We start from the raw sequence: 14,289 nt of genomic DNA on the forward strand, positions 1-14,289 counted from the left end.
GGGTGACGAGGGTTGCCCCGGCAGTGTCGTGTGGTTGCGCAACCGAGAGAGTCGATGTCGATGATTTTGCCTACGCAGGCTTATGAATTGAAGCTGGCGCCGCATCCGGCGCCTTTCTCGATCCTGAAGTTCACCGGGCTGGACCGCGTGAGCCAGCTCTATCGATACGAGATCGAATTCACAAGCCCGGCGGCCGGGATTCCGATGGACCAGGTGCTGGGCCGGCCGGCGAAGTTCGTTGCCGATCCGATCGATCCGGACATGGATTACCTGCGGAAGATGTTCGGGGAGAACGCGGCGCAGTTCAGCGTGAAGCCGGCGGCGTATGCGGTTCATGGCGTGATCACGCAGTTCGACGAGCTTGGGACGTCGGCGGACGAGACGCGCTACCGGGTCGTGCTGGAACCGACGCTGGCGGATCTCGATCGTGGCGTGATCAGCCGGCTGTTTCAGAAGCAGTCGGTCGAGGAGATCGTGACCGACACGCTGCGGCATTACGGGTATCGCGCGGGTGTCGATTTCCAGTTTCAGTTGCGTGGGCAGTACAAGCGTCGGGAGTACGTGACGCAGTATCACGAGACGACGTTCGCCTTCATTCAGCGTATTTGTGCGGAAGAGGGGATCTGGTTTCGCTGGGAGCAGAAGAAGGATCGCGCGGTGGTCGTGTTCGGCGACGATCTGGATGCGTATGCGCGCAAGCAGCGCACGGTGCCGTATCGGCGCGACTCGGGGCTCGAGAGTGTCGGCGCCGATGCGATCAAGACGCTCGGGCGCGAGATGAAGCGCGTGCCGGAGGCCGTGCGGCTGCATGACTACAACCATCGGCAGGCCGGGGTATCGCTGCTGGTCGAGGAAAACACGGCAAGCGACGACAAGACGACGAATGCCGTCGATTATCGCTGGGGCGAGCATTACGAGACGCCCGAAGAGGGGAAGCGGGTTGCTCGGTTGAGGCATGAAGCGTATCTGGCCGAGCAGATTATGTTCAAGGGGACGGGCAATCCGTTCTGGCTCGAAGCCGGCGAGGTGATGCGGGTCGAGCCGAATCCGGCCGACGCGAAGCACGGGGTTTTCGTTACATCGGTCGAGTCGCACGGCGGGCGGAACGAGTCGTACTGGGTGGCGTTCGAGGGGATTCCGTCGGATCGTGTGTGGCGCACGTCGGTGGCTTCGGTTTCGCGGCCGGTGGTCGACGGGATTTTGCCGGCGCGGATTACGTCGCCGGGTAACTACAAATATGCGTATCTGACCGAACAGGGCTGGTACGTGATCAAGCTGCCGTTCGATCTCGATGAATGGAGCCCGGGTGGGACGAGCCGGCCGGTGCGGTTTGCGAAGCCTTATAGCGGTGACAACTACGGGCATCACTTTCCGTTGATCGACGGGGCAGAGGTGGCGATTGTCCATACGGACGGTGATCCGAACCGGCCGGTGATCATCGGGGCGATGCATGACAGCGTGCATCCGGATCTGGTCAACAACCTGAACCATACGCGGAACCTTATTCGGACGGCTGCGCAGAATGAGTTGCGGATGGAGGATAAGGAGGGTGTCGAGCATATTCATCTCACGACGCCGACTCAGACCAGTGAACTGAATCTGGGGCACATGGTTGACGATGCCCGTAACGAACGAGGTCAAGGGGCCGAGCTGCGTACCGACGGGCATCTTGCGGCGCGCGGCCCGAAGGGCATGTTGTTGAGTACCGAGGCGCAGATTGGAGCCTCGGGGCACCAGCTCGACATGAAGGACGCGCAGGCGCAGTTGCAGCGGGCGATCGATCGCATGGAGTCGCTTTCCGAGGCGGTACGAGCGGCAGAGGCGACCGTCGCCGAGTTGCAGCAGCAGAAGTCGTTATATGCGGAAGCGCTGGATGGTTTGAAGCGTGCCGCTATTCTGGCGAGCGCACCGTCAGGTATCGGCCTCACGTCTGGCGAGCATTTGCAGGTCAATGCGGACCGGAATCTGATCGCGACGGCCGGCGGAAATTTCGACGTCGGAATCATGCGGAACTTCACCGTTGCGGCGGGAAGACAGGTATCGCTCTTCGCACAGGCGCAGGGGGTACGGGTCACCGCAGCCAAACAGGATGTCGTCGTCCAGGCCCGCACGGGTGCGATGGCGCTGTCGGCATCGAAGGACATGAACTTCACGAGCAGCGATGGTGCGATCCTCGCGGCTTCGCGCGGTGCGCTGACCCTGACAAGTGGTGGTGCCTATCTCAAGATCGATGGCGGCAACATCGAACTCGGATGCCCGGGGGATATCACGCTCAAGTGCGGAAATTTCCACTGGACCGGCCCTGCGTCGCATTCGGCCCGTTTGCCGAATATGCCCATTGGGCCATGCAAGGAGTGTTTGCTGGATGCGCACCGTGGTGTCGAAGCGATGACGGAGGTCGCTTGATGGCCGGAACCGGACGTGCGGCCCCAACCCGAGAGTCGGACGCGCCGTGGGAGGCATGGCGTGATCGATTGGTCGCGCAATTCGACACGTTCGATGCGGACGGCGTTGCGGCGTACCTGTATATGCTCGCCGATGCGCGCGCCAATCCGGGGCTCGACAAACTGCTTGCCCAGGTGCCGCGGCTCGAATGGGAGTCGCTCTGGGGCGGCAGCGTTCTCGAGTCCTATACGGACATCGCCCCGTATCTGATCGGGATCGGTCGCTTTGCATTCGATGATTCGTGCGACCTCGGCAGCCGGCTAGTCCGGCGACTTTGGAGAGAGTCGAGCGGACGGCACATGCTGACGTGGATATGGTCGCCATTTCCCATTCGGTCTCTGGTCGCGCATTTTCGCTCGTTCTGCCGTTACTCGACGCCCGACAAGCGCGCGTACTTTCTGCATTTCTACGATAACCGGATTCTTGTCCGGTTACGAGAAGTCTGGAGCGCAGAACAGGCTCAGGCGTTTCTGTCGCCATGTGTCGAGATATGGCATCGCGATCGTGAGTCGAACGAGATCGTCTGGCGCAACGATGCCGGTGTCGCCGATGCAGTCGTCGACGCAGAGCAGGTGATGACGAGCGAGCAGCACATGACGTTGCTGCATCTCGGCCGTGCCGACAAGCTTGCGATGCAGTTGCGCGCGATGTATGGCGCGATGCTCGACGATTTTACGGATCGGGCGCTCTACGAGCGTATTTCGGAACAGCTCGAACGTGCTGGTCGATACCGTATAGCCGACGATGACGATCTCTTGAACTACGTTTCAAAGGGCGTCGTTATTTCGCCGCGGTTCGATGAGCATCCGGTGATCCGGGGGAGGTTGGAGCGCGCGATGAACGGTGAGCAGACGTTTCGGGACGCATTGAGTGATATCGACGCGGAGGTATTGCGGGAGACGGCTCGCATCGCGTCGGACTCGGAGGATGCTGGAGGAACGTCGCGTGATTAGTCGGCTTTTCATCCTATTGGTTCTGGCGCTGGCGCTAACCGGTTGCGATGCATTTTCGTCCGAGCCGACCTACCGTGGTGTCAGCATCATGGGGCTCAACTACACGCCGTTCAATCTGAGCGAGTTCACGATTCGCGACAAGTATGGCAACAGGGCGGGTGGAGGGGGAGATTTGCCGCCGGGTACGGGCGCGGGAAGCCTCAGTTGTTGCTACAAGCTGAAGGGGACGGAATTCACGGTCGAGTGGGAGATATATGACCAGGATGAGTTCATGAAAGACCCGTACGCGCCCATCAAGAAGATCCACAAGACGACCGAGGTGAAGTTTCCGCCGACAAAAGTCAAAGGCGGGGCGGGGGAAGACGTGCTGGCCGTGCACTTTTATCCGGATGATCACATCGAGTTCGAGATTCGGAACGACATGAGCGGAACGAGGATCGCCTATACAAAGGTGGACCACTTGTTTCAGACCAAATATGGGAAGGCGGCGAACCCTGACGATGCCGACATGGCCGTCGCCTATCGACGCACGGCACGAATTGCGGCCCAGGGTTGGCTGAAGTATCGCCTGACCGACACGACAGATCTCGTGCAGTACGTGTACTACAGACAGATCGTCAATCCGAAATTCGATGAGCATCCAGCGGTGCAACGGATTCTGAAGGAAACGAGAGGTACGCCAGGCGCCTTTGGTGCTGCGATGCAGAGGTTGCCGGACACCGTCGTGCAAGAGATCAAGCGAGGTCGCTTTGATTAGACATCGACACGACTCGAAATTCGCTATTCGACCACACACCGTTCTTGATCGTCAGACCGTGTTTGTGCGTCGAAATCCGCGTTTTACGTCGGATTGTGTCTTTGAATTTTAGGTGTTTAAGCAATGATTAAACGGGTTGTCGTCTTCCTCGCTGCCGCATTGACATTGGCCGGCTGCGACGCATTTTCTTCCGAGCCGACCTACCGTGGTGTCAGCATCATGGGGCTCAACTACACGCCGTTCAATCTGAGCGGGTTCACGATTCGCGACAAGTATGGCAACAGAGCGAGTGGAGGGGGAGATTTGCCGCCGGGTACGGGCGCGGGAAGACTGAGTTGCTGCTACAAGCTGAAGGGGACGGAATTCACGGTCGAGTGGGAGATATATGACCAGGACGAGTTCATGAAGGATCCGTACGCGCCGATCAAGAAGATCCACAAGACGACCGAGGTGAAGTTTCCACCGACAGAAGTCAAGGGTGGGGCGGGGGAGGACGTATTGGCCGTGCACTTTTATCCGGACGATCACATCGAGTTCGAGATTCGGAACGACATGAGCGGGACGAGGATCGACTACACGGAAATCGATTACTGGCTTCAAACCAAATACGGGAAGTCGGCCAATCCGGACGACGCCGACATGGCCGTCGCCTATCGACGAACGGCGCGTATCGCGGCGCAGGGCTGGTTGAAGTATCGCCTGGCCGATACGACGGATTTGGAGCAGTACGTGTACTACTGGCAGATCGTTAATCCGAAATTCGATGAGCATCCAGCGGTGCAACGGATTCTGAAGGAGACGAGCGGCAAACCGGGTGCCTTCGGCGCCGCGATGCAGCGATTGCCGGATCCGGTTGTGCAAGAGATCAAGAAGGGGCGCTTTGAACGAGATACCTTGAGAGGGCAACATGGTTGACAAACACATGCTTGATCCGGCGGACCGGACTCCGCTTGAGGTGCGTGCAGCAATTGGAGAGAAAAGGAAGGCGTATCCGCAAGATGACTGCATTCCGTGCGGTGCCGTTATACACGTGGGCTTTTTCTTCGATGGATTCGGCCGCCATCACGATTACGACGATAAGAATACGTCCCGGTACTCAAATATTTGTCGACTCTGGGAAGCTCATAGCGATAACAAGGATCGCCGGCGGAGGCAGGAGCCCAACCATTTTTGGTACCCCCTCTACTACTCTGGACTCGGAACGGAGCTGAATAAGGAGGCTAGAGAGGGGCAAATCGTGTCCGCAGCATTCAAGCTCGGAAAGCAGGGTGCCGATGCAGCCGCGTCGATCGCGGTTAGTGTCGGCGAGAGCGTAACCGGCGTGAAACGGCTTCCTATCAACCCGCAAGACACTATCACCGAGGGATTCAAGAAGGGTCTCAAGGAGTTTTCGTTTCGGCCGGTCGTGCAGTCTTTCAAAGACCTGGTCAACTCCGTCGAATCCGTGCCCCGCAATATCGGCCGAGTGTTGCAACTGCAGCGTGACAACCGCTGGGTTCGACGCGGTCGTGCTGCCACGCGCGCGGTTCTTTACGATGCGAAGAAGAATTTTCCGTCCATCGCGCAAAGCGCCGCCAAGTCGGTGTTCTTCGGCGTGATGATCGATTCGATTCCGTGGTTTCGTGACAACCGCGCTATCGCGCGAGTTTTCGGAACGGGCGTCGATGATCGGCTGGCGGCCGCGATGAAGCAGTTCGAGATCTCAATCGACGACGTCAGGCAGAAAATGCCTAAGGTCCAGCGGATCCAGGTTTCCATCTTCGGCGCCGATCGCGGTTGTGTTCTCGCCCGGGCGCTGGCGAACGAGCTGACCCAGCGCTACAAGCGCCCGAGCGAGGCGACGCTGGCCTTTGTCGATCCGAAGGATTCGAACCAGACGGCGATTCCGATCGAAATCAAGTTCATGGGGCTGCTCGACGCCGTATCGTCGTTGATGGAGGAGAACAAGCTGCTGGGGATCGTGCCGATTCTCGGCCTGCTCAAACAGAACTACGGAGATCGCGCTCTGGCGGTACCGGCGTCCGTGCAGCGATGCGTGCATTTTGCGGCGGCCCACGAGCTGCGCTTCTATCAGCGGCTCGATAGCCTCGAGAACACGCGCGGCCTTCAATATCTCTATCCGGGGACGAGCGAAGACATCACCGGCGGAGCGCCGCTAGGATCGCTTGGAGCGCGCGCAGAACTTCAGCGGGTCGCGTTGCGCGACATGCTCAATGAAGCAATCGCGCACGGCGTAGTGCTCGATACGATGGAAGATCTATTCAAGTTCAAGGGTGAGACGTTTGCGAAATTCACCCTCGCAAACCCCATCCCCGATGGAAAATCCACCTACAAAATCGGAGAATTGATCGACGCCTACCGTCAGATGGTCCCCTACGTCGCACGTTTGAATTTCGTCGAACACATGCAGGTATTCCTGCGCTGGATGGCGGTTCGCTACCAGTCCCCCGAGTTTCGCGCAACCGTAACGAGCCGCTTCGACGATCTCGCGTCCCGGCACCGGGAGCGGCTGAAGGAGCGCAACGAAGCCGAGGCGGCCTACGTTGCATTACGCAACCAGCGACCACCGGCAGATAGCGTGACGCTCAACAAAGCTTTGGCTCGCTGGCAGGATTCGGTCCTGCCTGAGATGCTTTCCAATCGCGAAGCAGGTGTCGAGAAGAATCGCCCCTCGGTAGGCGTCTGGGATCGCATCCAAAGCGAATCCGAAGAGTTGATGCGACGCGAATCGCGACAAGCCGGACTGCAAAAATCGGCAGATCTTATCCGTGAAAAGGCTCAAGACGGTTCATTACCGTGGGACGCGGACCCGGAGTTCAGCGCATCGATGATCGAGGCCTGGATGATGACGCCGGAAGAGGAGACGCTGATCCAGGCATGGAAGATGGGCCTGAGCGGCAAGAACCCGCTGCCGCCCAAGGTCATGGCGCTGTTTGACCTGCTGGTTCACGACACGATGCTGACGAGCTGGCACGACCATGTGCTGTCTTCGAATCTGTATTTTCAGACACGCGCTGTCGACACATTCGGAACCAGCGACTACGTCGACGAGGACAAGAAGCGCAAGCGCGACGAAAAGCATGGCGAGCGCGTCAGGCAGGCGAGCGAGGCGATGAAGCCCGCTCCCCGGGTGCCGGGTCGCTTGTAACCCAATATCAATCTCGTTCACTGTCGAATTGCAGTGGCGACGTCAGTTCATTTCGGGGGTACATATGGCGGGCATCATTCGCGTCGGAGACAGCCATACCGGCGGAGGCCACGTAACGGCTGGCTCGGCGACGCGCTTTTTCATGGGGCGTCCGCTTGCTCGGCTGCACGATCCGGTGACCTGCCCACGGCACGGCGACAACCGTATCGCAACCGCGACCTCGGGGGCAGTCGATGACGGTCGCGAAGTCGCTCAGCACGACGACTTGTGTGCGTGCGGTTGCCGTTTGATTTCTTCTCTTCCGAATAGCGGGCGCCGTTAAGCAATGGCACTGGATTTCTCGTCCCTCCCGCCGGAGAAGCCGGTTCCTGATGAATCGCCGTCGCGGGTTCTCTGGGCTGCGGTGTTCATCGTGCTCACGGCGGTCGGGGTATTGGCTGTGCTGTTGCTCTGGCCGAAGGATGAGCCGACTCGCACGCCGTGGTTCTGGATATGCGTGTCCGTATATCCAATGGTTTTTTCCGCCTTCATCGTCTCCCGGCGCTATCGGGCATACGAACTTGAGCGCGCGAAAGTCCAGGCCTGGAACGATGCAAGCAGGAAGTACAACGCGCAGGCTTTTGCGCGAGAGAGCGTGCCGATGCTTGTCCTGGCAGCGGCTGCACGTGTAACCGCAGACGATACGGACAATGGTATCGACCCGATCGTCGACGGAGCGATGAAGTTGCGTGCCAAGGCTTCGGCGCAGCAAGCAAACGAATCGGTTTCCGCAAGATGGTTCGAGCCGATTGAGGCCCGCCTGGCCGCTGACGATGCGCAACGTCAGGATGAGGTTCTTGAATGGCTGTACGAGCGACTCATTGACGACTTGCAGGAAACCTTGAACGCGCTTCCTGCGGATCTGCCGCTGCGCGTGTTGCTCGACATTTCCGGCTATGTCGGAGAGTCCGACGTGGTCGAGCAATTGCGGAAGGAACGGAGGCGTCACAAGTTGCGCTTCGCCCGAACGGACCGTGCGCCCGAATCGCTCGATCTGATGACGGTCGATTCCTGGCTTGACGATCGGAACGGGCCGTTGCATCAGCATGCGGTGTTACTCGTATCCATAGCGCTCAGCACAGTGATTGGCGAGTCGCCGGCATCCGGTTCAGCCGAGGCCGGGGTGGGATTGCTGCTGGTTTCCGAGGCGCTTGCATCGCGCTTCGAATTGCGACCGATCGCTGCATTCCACCGTCCCCGGCGAGCCGGCAATGACGATCCTGGCCATGCACTGACCTATGGGCTTCGTTGGGGCGGTACCGCGCCGGATGACATCGGAGCGCTGTGGACGAGCGGATTCGACAGCCGGACGGCCGGTTCCTTGCGCACGGCGTTACGCGCGGGCAGTCCGGAAGGGGAAAACGACGAAGCGGGGCCGGAGTTTGATCTCGATCGAATCGTCGGCAAGGCGGGAGCCTCGGCCGGATGGCTTGCCGCCGCTTGCGCAACGTACGTCGCCGGCCAATCGTCAAAGCCGCAACTGGTCGCACAGCGCGACGAAAACCATGTGTTCATCGCTGTCGTGACGAACATGGATAACGCATCAACAACACACGTACTTCCGCATGAACCGGATATTCAAACTTGACCTGTTCGGGGCCTTTGTTTTTGTCGTCCTTCCTAGGCTGCTCGTATGGATGCGACCGCACTGGGTATGGTTATCCGAGGCGGATCGAGGATTGGCGCTCGTCATTTTGTGCGCCATATTCGTGGCACTCTTATTGATTTTCAGCTTCAGCGATTCGTCTCGGCCGGCCAATGGCTGGCGCGCGGTGAAGAAGTGGGTCAAGGATCACACGCATCGCACGGCGGCTCCGTCGGGAAGCGGTCCGACGGTCAATGCCGCGACGCGAGCCGAATCGTTGAAGCAGGTCCAGATCGAGAGGCATGGCTGGCGATGGCGTTATCGCGATCGCTGGGTGCTTGTCGCCGGCGACCATCCGCTCGTCCGGCGGCTCGCGCCTGGATTGGCCGAGACCGGCTACGCGATTCTCGGCAATACGGTCGTGTTGTATGCGCGGCAAATCGACGACAAACTCGACACGGAATGGCTCGATCAGATTCGTCGTGTGCGCCGTCGTCGTCCGATCGACGCGATTGTCGCCGTCACTCGTCACCGGAGTTCCGGCGATGCGTCGTTTGACGTGGACGAACTCGCTGCACGGCTTGCTCGCCACGCGCGCACGTTGCGCTGGGCTGCACCAGCCTATCTTCTGGACGTGACGGATTTCGGTAGCGAACGGATAGGCCCGGACGAAGCGATGGGCTTCACATGGGCCAACACGCGCGTGAGCGAGGAAGCGATTGACGAGTCGCTGCGAAATCTCGTCGACAATCTCTCTGACGCGGGTGTCGTGCGCCTCGCTGTGAATGCCGATGATCGTTATCCTGCCGAGCTGGCGCAGCATGTTTGGAGATTGCGCGAAGCGTTATCCGACCTGCTGTGTCGAACTGCTGAATCCACCGTTTCGAGACACACGCTTCACGGGTTGATGTTTGCGCCACTGTTCAAAGAGCGGGCGCTGAAGTCTCCGGATTCCGATCTGCCGAGTGGCGACTCGAATGATGGCGACACGACGATCGATCCTCAACACCGAACCATCTGGCAAACCATCGCCGACCACAGCCGCAAGGTTCACGGTCGCCGTAACGGCTTTTCTTTGTCGACCACGGCAGCCTGGCTGACGACTGCCCTGATCGGGTGCTGGTTTGCCGGCACGATGCTATCCGGCTTCGCCAACCGCGCAACGATCGGAAGCGCAACGGATACGGTCGCGAAGCTCACCGGGCCCCTAAACCCGACGCAGTCGCTGCAAACGCTCGTCGATCTCGACCGGCAAATGGACACGCTCGAAATCCATCAGCGTAGCGGTGCGCCTTTGACTACCCGTTTCGGCCTGAACCGCGACCACGCGCTACTCGGCGCCCTTTGGCCTTACTACGCCGAAGCCGTAACCCGCGTCCTCGTCGGCCCGATTCGCCAAAAGCTTGAAGCGAGGCTGCATCAGCTTGCGTCCCTGTCCGACGCGGAAATCGCCAGCGGCGGCGATGCTCAGGTACAGGCCGCTTACGACACGCTCAAGTCTTACATGATGCTCGCCAAACCCGAGCGGGCGGCAGTTGCATTCCTGATACCGCAACTCGCTGCGACGTCGGCACCCGAACGCCCAACCAACTCACAACTGTCGAAGGGCAGCTGGGAAGATCTGCGTCAGCAAGCGATTGCGTTCTTCGCCAATCACGTTGGGCGTGGCGGCACATCCGGTCAAGCCGCGCTTGCGATTGTCCCGGACGTCAACCTGATCGCTTCGACCCGCCAGACGATCATCGGTGTCCGAGGTATTCAGAACTCCGGCGACGCGATCTACCAGCAGATCATCGACGAAGCATCACCGAAATACCCACCGCTATCACTCGCGACGCTGCTCGGCGACGCGGCAACGCAATCCTCTGCAGGCAGCGCAACGAGCCGCGGCCTGTTCGGCACGACCGCGACCGTACCGGGCGTATTCACGCGCGCGGCGTGGGAGGAGCGAATCTCGAAGGCAATCGACGAAGTCGGCGAGCAACGTGATGTGGCAAGCGACTGGGTGCTTTCCGACAGCAAGGTTGCCAACGCCTCACCCTCGACATTGAAGGCCGAACTGCGCCAGCGCTATTTCGACGACTATGCGCGGGCATGGGCGCTCTTCCTCAACAGCCTGCGCTGGCAACCCGCCCCGACGCTGTCGGCCACGGCCGACCAGTTGACGCTGCTGGGCGATCCGCAACGCTCGCCGCTCGTCGCGTTGATGAATGCGATCGTCTATCAGGCTGGCACGGGAGCCAACGCGCAGTCGCTGTCCGATACGCTGATCAGCAAGGCACAGCAACTGGTCGGCACGGACGAAAAGGATCCCTCGAAGCAGGCAAAACCTCAGCTTGCACCGCTTGCCGCCGCATTCGGCCCGATCCTGCGTTTGACCGGTAGCGATCTCGCTTCCGGAGGGTCATCCGGCGGCAAGGGGAACGCACCGCCGGCAGCAACCGGCGACCTGAGCCTGGCACGTTATCTGGAGCGGATCACGGCGATGCGCCTGAAGACATCGCAGATCGTCTCCAGTCCGGACCCGGACGCGATCGCGCGTCTGGCCGCGCAATCCGTGCTGCAGGGCAAGACGTCCGATATCGCCGACAGCCGCGATTACGCGAGCCGTGTCGCCGCGAGCCTCGGTGAGCAGTGGTCCGGATTCGGCGCACTGTTCCGCGCACCGTTCGACCAGTCCTGGCAAGTCATCGTGCAGCCGGCCGCTTCCAGTCTGAACGAAATCTGGCGTACCGCGATCCTCGCCGACTGGAACAAGACGTTCGGTGGCCGCTATCCGTTTGCGGATTCCGACAACGACGCATCGCTGCCCGAGATGGCGCGCTTCATGCGTCCGGATAGTGGCGTGATCGCGCAGTTCGTGACGTCGCAACTGGCCGGTGTCGTCGAACGGCACGGCGACCGATGGGTCGCTTCGCAAGGTACCGATTCCGGGGCATTGACGATCGATCCGGCGTTCCTCAACGGGTTGAACAAGCTCACGCGCACGTCGACGGTCCTGTTCCCGTCCGGCGATGCACGCGTGCGTTACGAACTGCGGGCCGAGCCGACGCCGGGTGTCACAGATATGCGATTCGTGCTGTCCGGTCGCGAACTGCATTACTTCAACCAGAAGCAGGAGTGGACACCGTTCGAATGGCCGGGACAATCGCTCGAGAACCTGTCGCATATCGAATGGCAGACGGAGCAGGGCGGGTTGCGCACCGCACTCGATTCGCAGGGGCGCTTCGGTCTCGTTCGGTTGCTGGAGCGCGCCAAGGTCGTACAGCAGGACAACGCGCGCTATCTGCTGACCTGGACGCCCGACACGAGCCAGGGCATTCCGCTCAAGGTGCAATTGCGCAGCGAGGCCGGCGGCGGTCCGCTCGACGTTCTGCAGTTGCGAAATTTCACGTTGCCGACACGCGTCTTCGTAACGGGCTCGCAGAACACGGGGCCGCGGGTTTCGGCGATCAGCCCGCCGCCGTTGCCTGCATCGGCGATCGCGGCCGCGAAGCATGCGGCTGTGCCGTTGCCGCCGGGGCTTCCGGGCGGGCGCCCTTTGCCGGACGAGGCCATGCCGGCGACGACAGCGCAGGCATCCGGTCAACGCGCCACGCTCGAACTTGCTCAGGCGAAAACGCGAACCGCTGAACCTGGGTCGGCGAAACAGACGGCCGCGCCGAAGGCCGCGATTTCGCCATTGGCGACCACGTCGGGACTTGCCGATTCCCCCTCCGGTCCGTTCGGGCATGCCCTCAGGCTGCTGGGCGACGCATTCGTTTTTTGAGGCCTGCCATGACGCTTGCCAATTTTGTGAAGACACTCGTCGGCGGTCCCCGCATCGATTCGCTTCAGCGGGCACGGACGGATACCTGGGCCACATGGATTGCACCGATACCGGGCGAGCATGCATACGGACGCGATCCCGGCTACGAAGACGCATTCTTTGAACTGAAGGACGAAGCCGGCAAGCTGTCGGGAATCGATGACGGGTTGATCGTCCGCGCATGCGAACACCTGCTCAAGGAGACCGGCAAGGATTTACGCCTCGCCGGCTACTACGCGTTTGCACGCCTGCGGCAGGACGGCCCAGCCGGGTTCGCCGACGGACTTGAGTTGGCCGCTGCACTCGTCGACCGGTTTGGCGAAGCGGCTTTGCCCGTCCGTCACGAAGCCAAGAAGGCCGCGCTTGAAATGCTGGCGACTGCGCGTGTGATCGAGACGCTGGATAGTCGTGGCGACTTTGTGCCCGCTGATCTCGAACGCACGTTAGCCGCGCTCGACGTGCTCGTGACGCATACGGCCGCGTGGCCCGATGCTGCCCGTCCGAATCTGCAGCCACTCGTTTCTCGCTTCGAGAAAAAGGAAGCGCCGGCACGCAGCGTCGATTCCGGCAAGGCGATGCCGGCAGCGACCGTTCCGGGCAAAACGTCGGCCGGTTCAATTGCGTCAACACGCGATTTACTCGATCAGGCACGCGCGATGTCGGCGTGGCTCCGCGATCAGGAAAACGGCTACTTGCCTTCGGTACGCCTCGTGCGAAGCATTCGGTGGGACACGCTTCATGACGTGCCGCCGTCGGATGCGGCGTCGCATACGCGTCTGGCGCCACCACGCGCTGAGTTGCGTCAGCAGATGAAGCGCCTCGTGCTGCAGAAGCACTGGCACGAGTTGCTGGAGCGTGTCGAAGGGGCGTTCATGGAAGGCGTGAATCACTTGTGGTTCGATCTGCAGTACTTCCAGCACGCGGCGCTCGATCACGTCGGTACGCCGTACAGCGCGTGGCGAGAATTGCTGCGTGCCGACTTTGCACTGTTTCTCGAACGATTGCCGGGCATCGAACGGCTGGCGTTCAGCGACGGCACGCCGTTCGCCGACGACACCACACTCGAATGGATTGCCCGGCATGCGGTCGTACGTGATCTGGAGGCCGGCGAGACGGTTGCGCCGCTGCCAGTTTCCGCGGATAGCGAGAGCGATGCAGCCGGCGACTGGCCGGAGATCGAAACCCAGGCGCGTGAACTGGCTGCCCGCGAGGGTATCGAGACGGCTTTTGCCTGGCTCGAAGCGTTGCCCGGCATGAAAACCGATCGACATCGCTACTTGCAGCGGCTCGTGATGGCCCGGTTGGCCGATCATGCCGGCCGTCACGATGCGGCGCTCGCCCTGCTTGCCGAACTCGACGGAACGTCCCGCTCGTTGCCGCTGATGCGCTGGGAGCCGGCGCTGACGTTCGAGGTCAAGCAACAACTGGTCAAGGCGCTGAAAGCGATGAGCAGCCGCAAGGACGCCGACAAGCCGGCGCTTTTCCGCCGTATCAGCGAGCTGCAGGCGGAGCTCACGGTACTCGATCCCGTGCGCGCATTGACCCTTTCGTAAC

Annotated in this window: 9 protein-coding genes; all 9 read left to right on the forward strand. The window is 60.8% G+C overall.

Annotation, left to right across the window (positions count from 1 at the left end):
* The first annotated feature begins 54 nt into the window (after window positions 1-54).
* Entirely contained in the window at window positions 55-2,406 is a 2,352-nt protein-coding gene (locus QZM35_RS02315) for a type VI secretion system Vgr family protein (protein WP_301775333.1), read from the forward strand.
* Window positions 2,406-3,398, forward strand: coding sequence for a DUF4123 domain-containing protein (locus QZM35_RS02320; RefSeq protein ID WP_301775334.1), 993 nt, complete (start codon window positions 2,406-2,408; stop codon window positions 3,396-3,398). Before QZM35_RS02315 ends, QZM35_RS02320 begins: the two co-directional genes overlap by 1 nt.
* A complete protein-coding gene (locus QZM35_RS02325; RefSeq protein ID WP_301775335.1) occupies window positions 3,373-4,155 on the forward strand; it encodes a DUF3304 domain-containing protein in 783 nt (260 codons plus the stop codon). The genes QZM35_RS02320 and QZM35_RS02325 overlap by 26 nt, the downstream gene beginning before the upstream one ends.
* 123 nt (window positions 4,156-4,278) lie before the next feature.
* Complete coding sequence (locus QZM35_RS02330) at window positions 4,279-5,070, forward strand: hypothetical protein (protein ID WP_301775336.1); 792 nt, start codon at window positions 4,279-4,281, stop codon at window positions 5,068-5,070.
* Between the two features lie 322 nt (window positions 5,071-5,392).
* Window positions 5,393-7,303: a DUF2235 domain-containing protein gene (locus QZM35_RS02335; protein WP_301775337.1), complete on the forward strand. Its 1,911-nt coding sequence runs from the start codon at window positions 5,393-5,395 to the stop codon at window positions 7,301-7,303.
* Window positions 7,304-7,367: 64 nt separating this feature from the next.
* The gene (locus QZM35_RS02340; RefSeq protein WP_301775338.1) at window positions 7,368-7,625 is read left to right on the forward strand and encodes a PAAR domain-containing protein; all 258 of its coding nucleotides are present in this window, start codon (window positions 7,368-7,370) and stop codon (window positions 7,623-7,625) included.
* Window positions 7,626-7,628: 3 nt separating this feature from the next.
* Window positions 7,629-8,930: a hypothetical protein gene (locus QZM35_RS02345; protein ID WP_301775339.1), complete on the forward strand. Its 1,302-nt coding sequence runs from the start codon at window positions 7,629-7,631 to the stop codon at window positions 8,928-8,930.
* On the forward strand, window positions 8,908-12,696 hold the full coding sequence (locus QZM35_RS02350) for an ImcF-related family protein (RefSeq protein WP_301775340.1): 3,789 nt from the start codon (window positions 8,908-8,910) through the stop codon (window positions 12,694-12,696). The genes QZM35_RS02345 and QZM35_RS02350 overlap by 23 nt, the downstream gene beginning before the upstream one ends.
* 8 nt (window positions 12,697-12,704) lie before the next feature.
* Window positions 12,705-14,288 carry a type VI secretion system protein TssA gene (gene tssA, locus QZM35_RS02355; protein WP_174975808.1) on the forward strand — a complete coding sequence of 528 codons (1,584 nt, stop codon included), beginning with the start codon at window positions 12,705-12,707 and terminating at the stop codon, window positions 14,286-14,288.
* Window position 14,289 lies beyond the last annotated feature (1 nt).

This window comes from Burkholderia sp. AU45274 (assembly GCF_030482505.1).
Taxonomy (GTDB): Bacteria; Pseudomonadota; Gammaproteobacteria; order Burkholderiales; family Burkholderiaceae; genus Burkholderia.